Consider the following 16,465-nt stretch of genomic DNA (forward strand, 5'->3'; position numbering starts at 1 on the left):
TCAGAACTCTACTTTCATTTCTTGCCCGCCCGTCATGGGTGGAAGTGTGGAATTGAAGAATTTTTCCCTTTTCGTCTGAGCGAGATCGCTCTTCGTCTGCTCGGACTGGTACCAGGTGCCCATCATGGTCATCTGCTGGGAGACAAGACCGCGAAGCTTCTGCATCTGTTCGACTTGCTGGGCTGCAATCTCATGACCCACTTGCAGGGCCTGCTTTTGGCCTTCGGCGGACTGAGAATGCTGCCGGAGCTGGCGCATGGTGTCCTCTTCGGTCGCGAACTGGTCTGAGGTGTATCCGGCCGCTTTCAAGGTCGAGGAGATCGTGTCCCGATTGGTATCGGACCAGCCTTGGTACATGGCCGAAAACGACTGTCCGTCCGGCAGGCCGTTCTTCGCGAAGTCGGCGTAGCTCTGGAACCGCTGCTTCAGCGTGTCGTCGAGGTTGCCCATTGAGAACGCCATGGCCTGACCCTTCTGAACCAGGCTCTGCAGTTGACCGAGGTTCTGTTCAACCTCACCCCAAACCTGCATCGGCAGGGAGAGCGTGTTCTGCAGCATGTTCTCGTAGATGGAGATCTGGTTTTCGATCATCTGGATCTGGTTGCCGATTTGCTGCACCTGATTGGCAATCTGCTCGGCGTTCTGACCGCCGAGGGCAATAAGCTCGCTGTTGTTGAGGATCTGGGTGAACTCGGTCGCACCGGTGACCGCGCCACCAGCCTGGACCGGTCCTGCAATTCCGATCACACAAAGAACGCTGGCGAGCGATCTAGCCAAGAAGCTGTTCGGCATTGGCAATTCCTCTTTGTTTGAGCCACTCAGTGGGCCATTTGTCGCCGTAGTGGAAGTGAAGGTCTTCGATGCGCTTGAGATCGTCCTTGGCGGACGCGCCAACGAAGGACAGCGTGATCGGGCCGAGCGCCATGTCGAAGAGCCGGCGCCCGTCCGGAGACGTGACGTAGTACTCCCGCTTCGGGATCGCGGAGGCGATGATTTCAATTTGTTGGTCGTTGAAGCCGAGCTTTTCGTAAAACGCGCGGGTCCCGGAAATCCTCGCCTCGCCATTGGGCAGGCAAACCTTTGTCGGGCAGCTTTCTTTCAGAACGTCGATGATGCCGGATCTGTCGGCATCCGAGATCGATTGCGTTGCCAGGACCACCGCGCAATTGGCCTTGCGCAGAACCTTCAGCCATTCCCGGATCTTGTCGCGGAACACCGGATGACCGAGCATCAGCCAGGCCTCGTCCAGGATAAGCAGGCTTGGTGTCCCAATCAGGCGCTTCTCAATACGGCGGAACAGATAGAGCAGGACCGGGATCAGGTTCCGGTCACCCATATTCATCAGCTCCTCAATCTCGAAGGTCTGGAACCTGGAGAGCGAGAGGCCGTCTTCTTCGGCGTCGAGGAGCGAGCCCATCGGGCCGTCCACCGTGTAATATTGCAGCGCGTCCTTGATCTCCCGGTTCTGGACGCCCGACACGAAATCGGTGAGCGACCGGCGCTGAGACTTCGACATCAGGTTAATCTGCGTGGTGATGGCGTTCCGGTGCTCCGGCAGGACCTTCACGCCCTGCATTTCGATCAGGGTTTCCAGCCACTCGGCAGCGAACGCCTTGTCGGTGTCGTCCTCGAGTGATGAGAGCGGTGCAAAGGAAAGGGTGTCCGACCTGCCGACGTCATAGTGATCCGCGCCGACGGCAAGCGTCAGCGGATACATCGACTTGCCCTTGTCGAAGACAAACACTTGGGCGTTCTCATAGCGCCGGAACTGAGCTGCGATCAGCGCCAGAAGCGTCGATTTACCCGAACCTGTCGGCCCGAAGATCAGCGTATGCCCCAGATCCCCGACATGGAGATTGAACCGGAACGGCGAGGAGCCGGACGCCACCTGCATGAGGGGCGGCGATCCAACTGGGTAAAAGGGGCATGGCGCTTCCGGCGATCCGGCCCAGACGGAATTGAGCGGAGCCAGATCCGCGAGATTGCGTGTGCTCACCAGCGGCTCGCGAACGTTGGCATAGGAAACGCCCGGCAGACTTCCCAGGAATGCCTCGGTGGTGTTCAGGGTTTCTATGCGGCCGCCAAAGCCTTCGTTCTGCACGAGCCGGCGCACCGCCTCGCACTTCTCCTGAAGCCGCGCCTGGTTCGTGTCGAAGAGCACAATGACAGGCGTGTAGTGGCCGAAGGCGACGAGTTGCGAGTTCGCCTCGGCAATCGCGTCCTCGGTTTCCCCGACCATCACCATGGCGTCTTGATCGAGCGATCCGGAATTGGTCTTGAAGAGCTGGTCCATCAGCGGCCGCACCTTCTGCAGCCACTTCTTGCGTGTCTTTTCCAACACCGAGCGCGCCTCGATCGGATCGAGAAATATGAACCGGCTCGACCAGCGATAGGTGATCGGCATCAGATCGAGCGCGTTGAGGATCCCCGGCCAGCTTTCGGCCGGGAACCCGTCGATCGCCACGACACCGACATAGGTGCCGTCGATGATGGGGTTGAGACCGTGATGGAATTCCGCCGTCACCAGATAGTCGAGATACATCGCAATGTCAGGCAAGCGGATCGGATGGTTTTCTCCGATCAGCGCGAAGCGTGCGAACTGCAGGAGATCATCGTAACGGCCACGCCTCTCCCCTGCCCTCCCCGCTTCTATTTCCGGCACTTCATGGGTTTCCATGCGCCGGATCGAGACGACATTCGCCATATACTGCTCAAATTCCCGGATCGTCGTCTTGAAGTGCTCAAGCGTCCGGGAGGCAATAGACGTGTTGCGGCTGGCGTCGTCCGAATAGATGTACTTCACCAGCTTGGACTTGTTTTTCTCCGGCGGCCGGTAGGTCAGGATGATGGCGTGCTGGCTCTCAAAATGCCCCTCCCCGGCTTCGAACCGCTGGCGGCGCTCGTCATCGATCAAAGCCGTGACGGGGTCCGGAAAATGCGAGCTTTCCCTGTCCGGATATCCGGTTGAGGGAATGCGAACCGCTTCCATCTGGATCATCCAGCCGTTGCCGAGGCGGGCGAGAACCGAGTTGATCTGTCTGGAAACTTCGTTCCGCTCAGACGCGGTCGAACTCTCGCTGTCCGGCCCGGCAAAATACCAGCCGGCCATCAGGCCCCCGTCCTTCAGGAGCACAATGCCGTTGTCGACCAGCGCCGCGTAAGGGAGCAGGTCGGAAAAGGACGGCGCAACGTGCCGGAATTTTTTGAGGGCAACCATGTTCAGTATTTCCGCCAGGGCGTGGATGTCGGCCGGTAATAGGCGCGGTATTTGACGTGCCGCAGATAGACAGCGCGCATCAGAGGGTCCGCCTTGGCCATCATCCGCAGCACGCCAACCACCACGATCCAGATCGCGATGCCGAGCACGGCGGCATAGGGCTTCAGGATCACGAAAATCAGAATGACCGAGGCAAGACCGGTCACGAGCACCAGCTCGCGGTCTGCCCCGAACAGCAATGTCGGGCGAGAAAGAGCGCGGTGGATCCGCGCTCTGTTGAGGCCCGGCGCGTCAGTCACGAGCCGGGTCCACGGTTGCCGCGTTCCCTTCCGGAGCAATGCCGATGGAGGCACCGGAGGAACCAAACAGGCCGACGATAGTGGACGCGCCGAGCAGGACCCCGAGAACCAGAACCACGTAGGCCAGGCGGCGGGCAAAGTCGTTGAGTTCACCGCCGAAGATCAGCATCGCGCCGGCGATCGCCACCGCGATCAGGCCAACGGCGCCAGCGACAGGACCGTTGATGGAGGCCTGGATTTGCTGAAGCGGGCCTTCCCAGGGAAGCGAGCCGCCGCCGGAGGCGAAGGCTGGTTCAATTAGGTACAGTCCTGCACCGGCGAGAAAGAGAAGAAATACAAAATTACGCGACATGAAGAGTCCCTTGTCTGTCGTTGGAATTTTTGTTGAGGAACTGAGATGCAACTGCTGAGCGGATGTCATAGGTGCCGTCCCGAAAGCCGGACACAGTCACGATGTCCCGAACGATGCGCCCGTGTTCGGGGGAGCGCTCGATCGAGACGATGAGGTCAACCGCTTCCGCTATGACTTGGGGCATCGGCTGCTGAGACACTTCGGCGATCAACTGTTCAAGGCGCGTCAGTGCGGTGAAGGCATTGTCGGAGTGAACCGTGGCGATGCCGCCCGGGTGGCCCGTGTTCCATGCCTTGAGCAGTGTCAGAGCCGCACCGTCGCGCACTTCGCCGACAATGATCCGGTCTGGTCGCAAGCGCATGGTCGATTTCAGGAGCCGTTGCATGTCCACGGTGTCGGACGTGTGCAGGATCACGGCGTTCCTGGCCGCACACTGGATTTCCGCTGTGTCTTCCAGAATGACAAGGCGGTGATCCGGAGCAACGGACACCATTTCGCCAATGATCGCGTTCGTCAGGGTCGTTTTGCCGGTGCCAGTGCCGCCCGAAACCAGAATGTTTTTCCGGCCGGCAACCGCATCACGGATCACGGTGGCTTGGCCGTCCGTCATCACGCCATCCTCGACGTACCTGGAAAGCGGGATGAGCAGCGATGCCTTCTTGCGGATCGTGAAGGACGGCTTGGAAACGACCGGTGGCAGAAGACCCTCAAAACGATGACCGCCTATCGGCAGCTCGCCGGAAATGATCGGCTTGTCAGAGGTGATTTCCGTGCCGAGCGCATGGGCGACCTTGCCCATGATGATCTGGGCGTCATGGGGCGTCATCTCGCCGGAGGGCTCCATTCCCTTCCCGACGCGTTCGATGAACAACTGTCCGTCCGGGTTGAGCATGATCTCAACGACAGTGTCGTCCGACAGCGCCGACAGGATCGTAGACCCCAGCGAGTCTCCCAGCCCGGCGATAAGCCTGCGACGGCTTTCACCGTTCCTCAATGTCCCCTCCCCTACCGGTGAAAGCTGAGATGTTCAGGGGATCGTGCGGCCTCGCCGAGACAGCATTTATCGGACCGGGCATGAGGGTATGCCCAGGCTCTCCGGAGGTCATTCGGAGTGTCCTTTTATATTTGAGATCAATAAGATACGACTACAGCAATCAGTGGTTGATTACCTTGCGAGAGGGCGCAACCCAACACGGAACGAAGTGTCATCGCAAGGTTGAGAAAAAGTTTTCCACACCTAAGGAGAGTTATTTGAATTGGGAAATATAACACTCAAATTGGGCTACGTTGCCGTCCGTTCATCTAGGTCTTAGCTAAAGAGATATTCGACGTTACGAAGCTTCGTGATCACAGATCCTTATGGCCGGGGCCAAACGTGGACCTATCAGCCGTGTCAAAAAAACAGGCGCATCTCTGCGCCTGTAGAAAGGTTCAATGCACGGGCTTGAACGACCACGAAGTGCCGCCTCCTGAAAAACTCTGCAATTGTGCGAATGGATTTTTTTATTGAACGCGGATAAAAGGGAAAAGTGACCCAGCGTCACGTGCGCACCTTTCCAGGCGCGTCCAAGTGTCTTCCTCCCAAGGCTCAACACGTGCGCGCTATTTTTTTGAAGCAGCTGCTCTTTGGTTTTTCGTTGGCGTTCCACACCAAGGACAAGGCGGTTCGGAAGGTTCTCCGAGATTGTGTTCCTTGTTTACCCCACAAAATAATTTCTGTGGGATAGAAAATCTGCTAGTCTTACCCCACGAGAAAAAATATGTGGGGTACATATGACCATCGACTATCACAGTGCAATCGGCACAGCCGCCTGGACGGACTTGCGGCGGTCCCTGCGTGACAGCGAGGTGTCGGAGCTGCGCGGCGCGCCACGGTCGAAGGTGGTCGCCTCCAAGACCTATTGGTACGATCACTTTCGCGTCGGGCAGAAAACCATCGACCGGTATATCGGCGAAGACACGCCAGAACTGCGGAACCGCCTGGAGCGGCAATCGGAGATCGCCAGGGCGGCGAAACTTGCCGAACGGGAACGGGCGAGACTGATGCGGGTGCTGCGGGCCGAAGGCTATCTGTTCGCCGATGTCGGTTCCGGCCAGGTGGTTTCGGCCATGGCCAAAGCCGGCGTCTTTCGGCTCGGTGGAACGATCGTCGGTACGCAGGCCTTCCGCTGTTATGAAGGCGAACTCGGCATCCGGATCGGGTTCGACCAGTCGGCCACGACAGATGACATCGACATTGCAAGTTTCGAGCGGTTGTCACTGGCTCTCGCGGACACGGTCGACCCTCCCCTTGCAGAGGTTTTTTCCGAGCTTCAGTTCGATCCCGTGCCTGCGATCGAAGACGGCAAGACCTGGCGCTGGCGGCAAACACATCGCCAGACCCTGGTCGAGTTTCTGACGCCGTCCTTCGAAGAGGATGAGGCCATCCGCGATCTTGCCGCCCTTGGCGTCAGTGCGCAAAGTCTGCATTTTCTCAATTACCTGATTGCCGATCCGATCAGTGTCCCCTTTTTGTATCGCTCGGGCGTGCTGGTGCAGATCCCGCGCCCGGAACGCTATGCGGTGCACAAGCTCATCGTCGCGGACCGGAGGCAAGGAGGGGCAGATGCACTCAAGGCGCACAAGGATCGGGCCCAGGCGGCATTTCTGTTCGAGGCGTTGACCGAGACCAGGCCGGGCGACCTTGCCGAAGCCTACCAGAGCGCATTGGAAACCGGTCCGGAATGGCGCAAGCGCATTGCGGCAAGCCTGAAACGCATGCCGGCAACTTCGGCCTTGCTCGATCAGCTTTCTTGACAGGCGGACTTGCCGGCAGGGAACCGGTCGCTGCAGGCACCTGCTTCAGAGTGATCGAATTGTGCCCCGCGCGCCGGAACTTCAGCTCCGGCGGGGTCTTGTCCAGGCGGGAAGAAGACTAGCTCTTGTTCGCCAGTTTGCTTCTGCGACCCTGTTTCTGACCCAGTCCCATTTTCCTGGCGAGATCCGACCGCGCCGCGGCGTAGTTCGGGGCAACCATCGGATAATCCGCAGGCAGGTTCCACTTGGCCCGGTAGTCTTCCGGCGTCATATCGAAATGCGTTCGCAGGTGACGCTTCAGCGATTTGAATCTTTTGCCGTCCTCGAGACAGATGATGTAGTCGCCCAAGACGGACTTCTTGACCGGTACAGCCGGGACAAGTTCTTCAGCGGCTGGTTCCTGTGCCGTTTGTGCGGCCGAAACGAGAGCCGAATGAACCGTCGCTATCAAGGCTGCCAGATCACCCGAAGCAATCGTGTTGTTGCTCACATATGCGGAGACGATGTCGGCAGTCAGATCAACATATACGGGCTCAATAGTTGTGTTGTTTTCGGGTGTCTCAGACATTGGGTTCCTTGCCGGGCGATACTGGGATCTGGGTGCGCGCTGGTTCTAAACTTGTTCCCCTGTGAAGTAAAATCATCGCTTCGGACAGCCAGTGGTCGCTTTACGTTCACCATTGCTCTTGAGCACACCGCGATCGAGCTTTTCGGCCATCCGAACCTGATGTTCACTTCTTTAGGTTGGAGGCCCCTGCCCTCGTAATGAATATCTCTTACGGTCGGCATCTTCCGGCTGGTCACTTCCTACCTTAGTGCTCGACGGTTGCCATTTAGCATCAGTTGTCTGGGCGGTTCAAAATCGCCGTCGCAATCATTCGCTAGCGTTTACGGTCCTGTTGTATTTTTTGATGGGATTGCCCTGTGGGACCTCAATACTTCTTTGGTAGGAAAAGGGAGACGATGTTTTCACCGCGGGATTCAATTGTTCTCGTGGCCGCAAATCGGGGGAGGGGAGTTCAAGAATTGTTCGCATTCGATTGGAAGGAATGACGTCTCGGAAAAAAAACATCGAAAAAACAATTTCTTGACCCGGTGTCATCTGACACCCCACTCGGAACTAGGTGTTCAGAAACGTATCAAGTCAACAGGTTTGCGGATTCCACTACATCGCAGACGGAACTTCATCTGCGGTGTTTGAGTTGATTGCGTTCTGTGTTGCCGATAATGCAGAGTCTGGTCTCGTAGACGGAACCGAGCTCTTGGTCGCCAAGCTGCGTCCAAATGCCGATTTGGCGTGGGTTGGAAATCAATTTCTGGTCATCCAACATAGGAACTTCAAATCGTTGATCCGGGGCTGGAGGTTGGATATTGCCCAGCGGAGAGGAGGGGGCTTGGAAATCCAATTGGTCGAATTGTCTCACAACAATTTGGCACGACGCAGTGCTGGTAAATTCATACGATGAACGATGTCAGTACGAACCTTTTGGAAAGAAGGGTTGTTAAAATCTCGTGGCGCCACCTTCTGGAATTGCTTTGCCCGGCCTGTCCTAAAAGAAATGCATTTCGACCTAACACAATTGTTTGACGAATGGGTCTACAGGTAGCCGTGAGCGCGGCTCATGTCTGAATAGAACTTGTCATTCAGGGTTGTCGTCGATGTTGGTCTTCTTCGTTCACGCCGCAATTCGTAGGCAACAAGCTTTAAGATGGCGAAAGCTTTTCTGAGGTCTCCTAGCGCAATAACATTGCACCGAGAGACCTCACTCGAGAACTTGAGTGTCAGTTCGGCAAGAAGACATTTTAGAATTAGACCCCGAATGCGGCGATCCAATAAAAGACCTCTACTTTTTATGGAGTTTCAAAGTGGACATTTGTCATGAAAACGGTGGTGGATACACTGGGCGTCAATCTGACTGCCGTGCGTGAGTGGGCGAAAGGGAATACGAAACCGAGTCATAGCTATCAAAAAACACAGGAAGCAACGCGGTCTCCGCGCATCAAAACTTAGACGCCGAACGCCTGATCTCAGGATACATTCGGGTCTTCGCTGATCTGAATCGAATATTATGAGGCGTACATCATTGTTTAGCTCGCTCTGCACTTCTGAACAAATGCACCATGAGCAGAGTCTGCCTGCAAGTACTAGTGTGGTCCATTTTCTCTAGGCACACGATATCGTGTCGACGGTGGAAAAGTTAACGGGCGTTAACTAAAAAGCCATTGACAGGAATCACTAATTCGCTCTTAGTTCGCTCTGACGCTTATTTCCGTGTTTTTCAAATTTTTGCGTCGGAGTGGATAATGACAGAAGAAGCCGCAATTTCTGACAAGGAATTGGACCCCAACTCAACAAGGGGAAAAATTGCGCGTTTTTCGTCACTATTGAGCCAGCAAATCAAAAACAACTGGCAACAGAATTATCCTCCGGAGTCGCGTAAGCACTTGCGATCGTTTTCCTCATCTGAAGTTTCGGACCTGATTGGCATCGCGCCCGCAACCTTGCGGCAAATGTCGCTCGACAATGAAGGTCCGCAACCGGCGCGGTCTGATGGGAACCGGCGCATGTACACACTCGATCAGATCAATGAACTTCGATCGTTCCTGGCCGAAAAACGTCCCGGACAGTCCCTACAGTTTGATCCGCGTCGTCGTAAAGATGACGGAATGCAAATTGTCGCGATCGCCAATTTCAAAGGTGGCTGCGCGAAAACGACGACTGCTTTGCACTTGGCTCAGTTTCTCGCGTTGCAAGGCCTCCGCGTTCTCGCAATCGACCTTGATACACAAGCAAGTCTGACGGAGATGCTGGGTGTTCAGCCGGTCTTGGAAGTAGGCGACAACGAAACGGTGTTTGGCGTTCTGCGTTACGATGATGAACGTCGGCCACTTCCGGAGGTAATTCGACCGACCTACTTTGCGGGCCTGGATCTTGTTCCAGGCCAGAGCGAGCTGCAGTATTTCGATTACGAAACGCCAGCCGCCATCATCAGCAACAAATACGTGGGAGACGAATACTTTATTCGCCGGTTGGCGACTGCACTGAGAAGCGTGGAGGATCGTTACGATGTAGTCGTAATCGATGCGCCACCGCAATTGTCGTATCTGACATTAAACGCTGTATTTGCCGCTACCGGGCTAATTATCCCTGTACAGTCCGCGATGATCGACGTCGCAAGTATGAACCAGTTTTTGTACATGATGGACGAAATGCTGGAACAAATGGCTCACTTTGGTGCGCCTGTCGATCATGAGTTCATGCGGTTTCTTTTGACCAGACATATTCCCCACGATGTTCCACAGGTGAATATTGCAGCGATGCTTCGGTCTCTCTTTGGAGAAAGCGTCTTGACTGCTGCAGTTGTAGAGACCACTGCGATCACAAATGCCGGTCTGGAAAACAAAACGTTGTACGAACTCGAAAAAGGGTCTGTCGGACGCGACACGTACAATCGCGCCATAGAATCCGTAAATGCTGCCAACACTGAGATCTTCCAAGAGATCCTGAAAGTCTGGGGACGCTCATGAACAAAGCATCCAACCGGGCGAAACGCCTTGCCGGCATGTTTGGTGCCGTAGACCCGAACGAACTTGCCAAACAAGCTGAAGCCGAGAAATCGGACAAGACTACGAGTCGGCCCATGACGACTGCTCCGACGAAAGCACTGCAGGCGAGTTTTGCAAGCATCGAAGAAGAAAACCTGCGGCTGAAAGCCGAGCTTGAAAAATCCCAAACCGTTGAACTCGACCCCATCACCGTGCGGGCTTCCATCATTCAAGACCGTCTTGAATGGACCGACGATGACCCGGATTTTCGAAGCCTGGTGACTTCCATTAAGGAAGAAGGCCAACGACTCCCCATCCTTGTCCGTCCACATCCGGCAGAAAATGGTCAGTACCAACTGGCGTATGGAGCGCGGCGCAATCGTGCTTGCATGGTTCTTGGGCAAAAGGTGAAAGCTTACGTTCAAGAACTTTCTGACGAAGAGCTTGTCATTGCTCAAGGTCTTGAAAATAATGAACGAAAGAACCTGTCCTTCATTGAGCAGGCGGTATACGCAGTCGCCCTTTTGGAAGCCGGTTTCACGCGTAAGCTTGTAGCCAAGTCTGTTGGAGTTGCCTCTGACACAACGATTTCGAAAATGTCTGCAATCGTCGCTTTGGTGCCAGCTGATATCTTTCGTTTGATTGGACCTGCCCCCAAGATCGGCCGAAATCGTTGGGAGGCTTTTGCGAGCCTCGCTGATCGAGGTGCAAAGAAGTCTTCGATTCTCGAAGCGGTGCGTGCTCTACCCGAAAGCGCAGTGTGGAAAGGGGCTGACTCCAACAAGCGTTTCGAACTGGCTTATCGGACAGCTGAAAAAGCAGACAAGTTCAGGACGACGAAATCCAGAGCTGAAAAGTCTCGATTGGAGAACGAAGGTCGCTCGTTCGGAACGATGGAGCAGTCCAGCAACGCTGTCAAAATCTTCCTAGATGCGAAGAAAGAGCCGGCTTTTGCTCAGTTTGTCGCAGACAAGATGACGGCGTTGATTGAAGAGTTCAAAAAAGGCGAAGGGAAACAAGCGAGCAAATAAAAGCATGAAACAAAGAACCCGCCACGTGGGCGGGTCCTCGTTGAGATAAGCACGAGTGCCTATGATCTCGGTCTAGCAGCTCTGATTCTAGAATCACTCGCAGCGCAACGCAAGTTCTGTCTCGCAGCAGAGCACGATTTCTTGCGTCTTCCAGCTTGTCTCGCATCTGAAAATTCAGTGCTCGGTCGCGTTTATGCGCTTCCGGCAAAGGAGGACTTATGTCTTCGACCCAGCAGATTGCGAGTTTTCGCAAGGTGTCTGCCGGGATTCTTGCGAGCGCGCATCTGGCGTCCCAGGAAGACCGGCCGAAGGTCACCAAAAAGGAAATCTCCCTGGTTCTGAAACGCGTTGCGCCGGCGCTTGGTATCGATGGCACGGCTTATCATGTCCTGGATATTCTCCTGGGTCTTGTGCAGCCCGACGATTTCCAGGCCGGAAAGCGGCCGGTAGTGGCGATCTCAAATCAGCGTCTTGCCGAATACACTCGGCGCACCACGCGCACTGTCACGCGCTGCCTGAAGAAACTCGTCGAAGCCGGAGTGCTTGCCTATCGGGACAGTCCGACCGGGCGACGCTATGTCTATCGCGGTTCAGAAGGGGCTCTGGAGCAGGCCTACGGTCTGGACTTTAGCCCTGCGTGCTTCAATCTGGAGGCCTTCAAGGTTCAGGCGGATGCATTCCAGCGCCGTATCAAGGCCGAGCAGGAAGCCAGGCGGGCTGTTACACGGTTTTCACGGGCGATCGCCGACATGGCCGAACTGGAGCCTGCAGAATTTCACGGGTTTGCTGCCCGAGCCCAGGCGATTGTGATCCGGGACGAATTGAATGTGGTGGAGAAGGCGGCACTTCTGGAATCGCTCTATGCGCAGGTCCTGGCTCTCCATGAAGCACATTCGTTGAAAAATAAGGATAAAATGTCATGCGCGGGTGACATTGATGTCAGCCCTTTATTTATTACAACCCCAACCGACTCCCTTGAAAGTAATCCTCAACGGACTTGCTCTAACGAGCAAGACATTGAATTTACTTCTGACAACGGCTTCGCCGTTGAAATGGCTCTTGAAAAAGAGCCTTGCGGCGGGCGCACGGAAACACAACAGCCGAAATCACAAGTGGGAAGGGGAGGCGCAGGCAAGTTTCCCGAAACCAACCTGGATGGTGTTTCCATAGGGCTCATTCAGTCGGCATGTTCATCGGTACAGGCAGAATTGGGGGTCGGTCTGAGCAGTTGGCCGGCTCTTTGTGGAGCTGCCGAGCAGTTGCGCATGCTGATCGGCCTCAGTCCGTCCGGATATCAGCTCGCTGTCGAGCGGCAAGGCAGATATCTGGCCGCGGCCTGCCTTGCGGTTGTCGCCGAAAAGGCGCTGCGGGATCCGGAGCACATTGCCTCGCCCGGCGGATATTTCCGCGCCATGATCGACAGGGCTGGGGAGGGCAAACTCCACCTCCACAAATCCCTGCATGGGCTGGTGTGAGACCATGGTGAGGTCTGAACGGAGATCAGTGCCGGCGCCAGTTTTCCGACCGGTTGAAATCAAACGCACGGAGACTTCGTCCGCAGGGTCTGGGCGGGCAATTTGCGCCGGAGTTCCGATCTGGGACTCAAACTGCTTCGAGCAAACCAGTCCGCTTTGCCCGGTCGATGAGGTTCTTGACGGAAGAAGGCGACCATTTTGTCCCACCGCGGGGTGTACGCTCGTGCAGGCGTTCGAGCTGACCGGCGATTTCGCGCAATGTCAGCTCCGGATTGGACGAATGAATGCCGGCGACCAGCGTCATCAGCCGGTCTTCCGGCGGGCGCGGAGGCGACTTGCTGAGCAGGGCCTTGTCCGCCATTCCCTCTGTGACCATCCACTTCACCGCGCGCCGAAGCCGTTCGGGCGTCCAGTCAAATCCACGGTTTTTGAGAAACCGTGAGATATCGTCCCAGGTGTGATAGGGACGCATGCGCCGGACAATTGGAAGCCACTGACTTGCACTTGCCTGGATGCGTGCACCATAGGCCGCCTTTTGAGCGGCCGTCATCTTGGCAAGCGCTTCAGGTCTGCGCTCTCGAATTCCTGGATTGCCGGGTAACTTCCCCTTCGCCTTTGCGGCCTTGATGCCGGCCTTGGTGCGCTCGGAGATCAAGGCGCGCTCGAGCTGCGCGACAGCACCCAGAACCTGCAGCGAGAACATGCCCTGAGGTGTCGTCGTGTCGATCGGGTCGCTCAGTGAGCGAAAATGCGCTCCCTTTGCATTCAGATCGTCGATCACTTCTAAAAGATGGTTCACTGAGCGGGCGAGACGGTCAAGCCGGACGACGACCAGCGTCTCGCCGGCATCGATCTCCCGAACGAGCCTGGCGAGGGCAGGACGAGCGCGTGAGGCGCCGGAACCGTATTCCTCCACGATTATCTCGCAGCCCGCCGAACGCAATTCCAGTTCCTGCGCCTCTGTCGCCTGTTCCTCCGTGGAGACGCGCGCGTAGCCAATAAGCCGTCCCTCAGGTCGATGAGAAGACTGTTTGAGCGCTGATTTGGCCATTTGGGACGCCTGAGAGCCGATAAGAGAGGAAGTTTCCAATTAAAGAAGATACGGATAACCGATCATTTGTAAACGTCTCTTGACGGCCTTTCTGACAGCCGAAAGCGCCAAAAACCCCGGAAAAATGGGCTCTCTCGTCGATCTGAGCACCGATTGCCGGGTCTCTGTTCAATCCCGGAGACCGCAGCGCTCATCATATATAGAGGGGCTTGAGAATTACCGGTGTGACGGAAGCGAGAAGCGTGTTAGCTTCTGTATTAGAATCGAAGCGTCGTTTTATCAATGGTTTATGAAATCGGAAAATTGAACCACGAGACCCTTCTGGGGCCGATCGCGGCCGCGGAGGATGCGCTTGCGCGGCTCGATGAGCGCGTCGCCCGATCAGAGGTCGGGTCAGGCTTTGCCGCGCGGGCCGATTTCTTCGAGTCCGTCTCCAGTATGTGGGTCGCCGGCGAACTCGTCCATCTCGAGGATCTGGTTCTCCACGACGCACAGATGGACATACGCGCGCCCAGCCATGAGCTCGTCATTGCGCACCGCATTGTGCGGGCGCGGCGCCGGGTGTCGCGCAACAATCCAGGATGGGCGGTTTCGCGGTCGGGGATTATGGCGCTGGCTGGCGTCGCGGAAGAGATCTCTGTCGAAGCAGAACCCGTCGACAGGGGAGGGGAGGGGGTCGAACTCGAATTGGTTGGTGACGCAGCCCTGTCTCCGGAGCTGGCCGAGATCGATGAGGTGCTCGCTCGCACCCAATGGCTGGTCGATGGCGATGCGGCTGTCGAACAAAGGAAACGAGAACCCGAGATCAATGTCGGCGAGCTGCTCATTCGCGATCCGGATTGGGATGAAGGTGAGCGGATCGGCGAGTGGCTTGAGCTGGCCAAGCAGCTCGAACGGCTTCCGGCCACGCTGGCCGCATCGGTTCTCTGGGATGCATGGGAACATCTCGAACCCCTCCAGCGTCAACACTGGCTTGGCCAGGTGCTCGTTTCGGATTTCCTGCGAGCTCGCGGAAAGGTTCGATCTCATTTGCTGGCATATGCAGTCGGCCTGCGGGAGATACCACGGGAGCGGAGGCGCGCGCGCGATCGGACCACAAGGCTTGTCGCATATCTCGATGCGATGAGCGCGGCGGCCGGCATGGGGATCAAGGACATTGACCGGCTGACGCTCGCGAAGCGGCAGCTTGAGCGGAAGGCGTCAGGCCGGCGTACGACGAGCAGCCTTCCTGTCGCCGTTGATCTGCTGATGTCTCGGCCGATCGTGTCGGCTCATATGGTTGCAAAAGCCGCGAAGATCTCGCCACGCGGAGCCTTGAACCTGGTCAGTGATCTCGGCGTTCGCGAGTTGACGGGCAGGGGACGTTATAGAGCATGGGGGGTTCTATGACAGCGTTCCACCCACTTTTTGCTCTTTCTTGCGCTCGGCTCAATGTCCAGACAACTGCCGGTCCGAACAAAGAAGATGGGATCCCTCTTGGGCGCCTTCTTCACTTTGTGGAAAAAGGCTTCGATGATTGCCAGGAGGAGATACTTCCCCACCCGCTCGCCGACGCTCTCAGATAGCTCTGGATACACCAGTCATTCCAAGCCCCACTTTCTCGCTCCAGCTCTGGTTTGTTGATTGCATTTCTCGGCAAGCACCCGAGAATAGTCCTTCGGTGAAACAATGGCACAGGTGAACTCACCTGGCCCGTCCCGTTCAAAAAGAACAATTGCCGGTCGCGGCACGTCACGCAGTGGCCGTAATCTGACGCGATGCGTATTGTTCTCGAAATGGGTGAGATGGACGCGAAAATCCTCCGCTGCAAAATGAAAGAGGACTTCTTTAGTTTGTGCAGGGCCGACACCAAAATAGGCCGACAGCGTCGCCACCGGTAACTGGATTTGATACCCCATTACGCTCGCATCTGGCGCGCCGGTTTCCCCGGCCAATATCTGAAGGTAAAGCCTCCGGGGCGGCTTGCTAAGCGGGTCAAGCTTACGCAAAACCGAATCCCTCTTTCGGGCATTTTCAATGTCGAGAACCTTTGCGAATAGCGGCTTCGAGGCGACCTTTGCCCCGACTGAGAATGATGGCTTCGCTGGCTCACCAGATTCCGATTTTGCGCCGCCGTCTGCGTCGGCTTCCTCATCCAGTCGGCTTTGTGCCTTCATCGCGCGAACGAACGAAATATCGACGTCGACAGCAGTTCCTTTCACATAGTTCCAAGCCCCCTCAAGGTCGTTTGCGATTCTGGAGGCACGAGGCACCTCGATTCGTGTGCCGAGTTCTATGTTTCGGCTTAATCCCGCGCCGGTCAGGTTAGCCGATCCGACGATAGCCTTGAGATAGTCGTCGCCTTCAAACAGCATAAGTTTGGGGTGAAATACGGCGTTTCGATACTTGTCTTCAAAAGCCCCGCAGTACACTTTCCCCGGAAAGAGTTCTTTGAGATACAGCCCATATAGAAAGCTGTCAGGGGACGTGACATCGTTATCGAAGCCGTATGCAGTCTCCAAAATGCCGCCGGCCCGCAGAAACTCTTCGAGATTTTCGGAGATGAGGCCCAGTCCGTCCCACCGCGCATAAGCAACTGCGAAGCGTACTTTTTTCAGTCCGCCTGTCGCTAGGATTTCGTTGATTTGCGAATAGAACCGGGCCTTTCCTTCATAGGTCTGGCTTACAACCCGGAGTTTTCCGCCCTTCTTTTCCATCG

Annotated in this window: 13 protein-coding genes; 5 read left to right on the forward strand and 8 right to left on the reverse strand. The window is 56.2% G+C overall.

From position 1 onward, the window contains the following. The 5 genes from trbJ to trbB are packed head-to-tail and all read right to left on the reverse strand — an operon-like array spanning position 1 to position 4,862. Positions 1–792, reverse strand: a complete 792-nt coding sequence (gene trbJ, locus J7447_RS29505) for a P-type conjugative transfer protein TrbJ (protein WP_075284015.1) — start codon at positions 790–792, stop codon at positions 1–3. After that, on the reverse strand, positions 770–3,217 hold the full coding sequence (locus tag J7447_RS29510; RefSeq protein WP_075284016.1) for a conjugal transfer protein TrbE: 2,448 nt from the start codon (positions 3,215–3,217) through the stop codon (positions 770–772). Before J7447_RS29510 ends, trbJ begins: the two co-directional genes overlap by 23 nt. Before the next feature lie 2 nt (positions 3,218–3,219). Continuing rightward, entirely contained in the window at positions 3,220–3,516 is a 297-nt protein-coding gene (locus J7447_RS29515; protein ID WP_075284017.1) for a conjugal transfer protein TrbD, read from the reverse strand. After that, on the reverse strand, positions 3,509–3,868 hold the full coding sequence (locus J7447_RS29520; protein WP_075284018.1) for a TrbC/VirB2 family protein: 360 nt from the start codon (positions 3,866–3,868) through the stop codon (positions 3,509–3,511). Before J7447_RS29520 ends, J7447_RS29515 begins: the two co-directional genes overlap by 8 nt. Further along, a complete protein-coding gene (trbB, locus tag J7447_RS29525; protein WP_075284019.1) occupies positions 3,858–4,862 on the reverse strand; it encodes a P-type conjugative transfer ATPase TrbB in 1,005 nt (334 codons plus the stop codon). Before trbB ends, J7447_RS29520 begins: the two co-directional genes overlap by 11 nt. 779 nt (positions 4,863–5,641) lie before the next feature. On the opposite strand from trbB, the gene J7447_RS29530 reads away from it, so the two are divergent. Then, on the forward strand, positions 5,642–6,664 hold the full coding sequence (locus J7447_RS29530) for a GSU2403 family nucleotidyltransferase fold protein (RefSeq protein WP_075284020.1): 1,023 nt from the start codon (positions 5,642–5,644) through the stop codon (positions 6,662–6,664). Positions 6,665–6,782: 118 nt separating this feature from the next. On the opposite strand, the gene J7447_RS29535 is transcribed toward J7447_RS29530, so the two are convergent. Further along, positions 6,783–7,232 carry a MucR family transcriptional regulator gene (locus J7447_RS29535; protein ID WP_075284021.1) on the reverse strand — a complete coding sequence of 150 codons (450 nt, stop codon included), beginning with the start codon at positions 7,230–7,232 and terminating at the stop codon, positions 6,783–6,785. A gap of 1,736 nt (positions 7,233–8,968) precedes the next feature. Between J7447_RS29535 and repA the strand changes: the two genes are divergently transcribed. The 3 genes from repA to repC all read left to right on the forward strand — a co-directional run bounded on the left by repA (position 8,969) and on the right by repC (position 12,716). Continuing rightward, positions 8,969–10,192 (forward strand): plasmid partitioning protein RepA, encoded by a 1,224-nt coding sequence (repA, locus tag J7447_RS29540; RefSeq protein WP_075284022.1) that lies wholly within the window; start codon positions 8,969–8,971, stop codon positions 10,190–10,192. Further along, positions 10,189–11,241, forward strand: a complete 1,053-nt coding sequence (gene repB, locus J7447_RS29545) for a plasmid partitioning protein RepB (RefSeq protein WP_083660788.1) — start codon at positions 10,189–10,191, stop codon at positions 11,239–11,241. Before repA ends, repB begins: the two co-directional genes overlap by 4 nt. Before the next feature lie 218 nt (positions 11,242–11,459). Continuing rightward, the gene (gene repC, locus J7447_RS29550; RefSeq protein WP_075284023.1) at positions 11,460–12,716 is read left to right on the forward strand and encodes a plasmid replication protein RepC; all 1,257 of its coding nucleotides are present in this window, start codon (positions 11,460–11,462) and stop codon (positions 12,714–12,716) included. Positions 12,717–12,843: 127 nt separating this feature from the next. Here the strand turns inward: repC and J7447_RS29555 are convergent, their stop codons facing one another. After that, a complete protein-coding gene (locus J7447_RS29555) occupies positions 12,844–13,767 on the reverse strand; it encodes a recombinase family protein (protein WP_075284024.1) in 924 nt (307 codons plus the stop codon). A gap of 282 nt (positions 13,768–14,049) precedes the next feature. Between J7447_RS29555 and J7447_RS29560 the strand changes: the two genes are divergently transcribed. Beyond that, a complete protein-coding gene (locus J7447_RS29560; RefSeq protein ID WP_209171678.1) occupies positions 14,050–15,156 on the forward strand; it encodes an RHE_PE00001 family protein in 1,107 nt (368 codons plus the stop codon). Positions 15,157–15,347: 191 nt separating this feature from the next. Here J7447_RS29560 and J7447_RS29565 read toward each other — a convergent pair whose 3' ends face one another. Further along, the gene (locus tag J7447_RS29565) at positions 15,348–16,463 is read right to left on the reverse strand and encodes a phospholipase D family protein (protein WP_209171679.1); all 1,116 of its coding nucleotides are present in this window, start codon (positions 16,461–16,463) and stop codon (positions 15,348–15,350) included. Between the last annotated feature and the right edge of the window lie 2 nt (positions 16,464–16,465).

It is taken from the genome of Labrenzia sp. R5_0, from assembly GCF_017743835.1.
In the GTDB taxonomy this organism is placed as follows: Bacteria; Pseudomonadota; Alphaproteobacteria; order Rhizobiales; family Stappiaceae; genus Roseibium; species Roseibium algicola.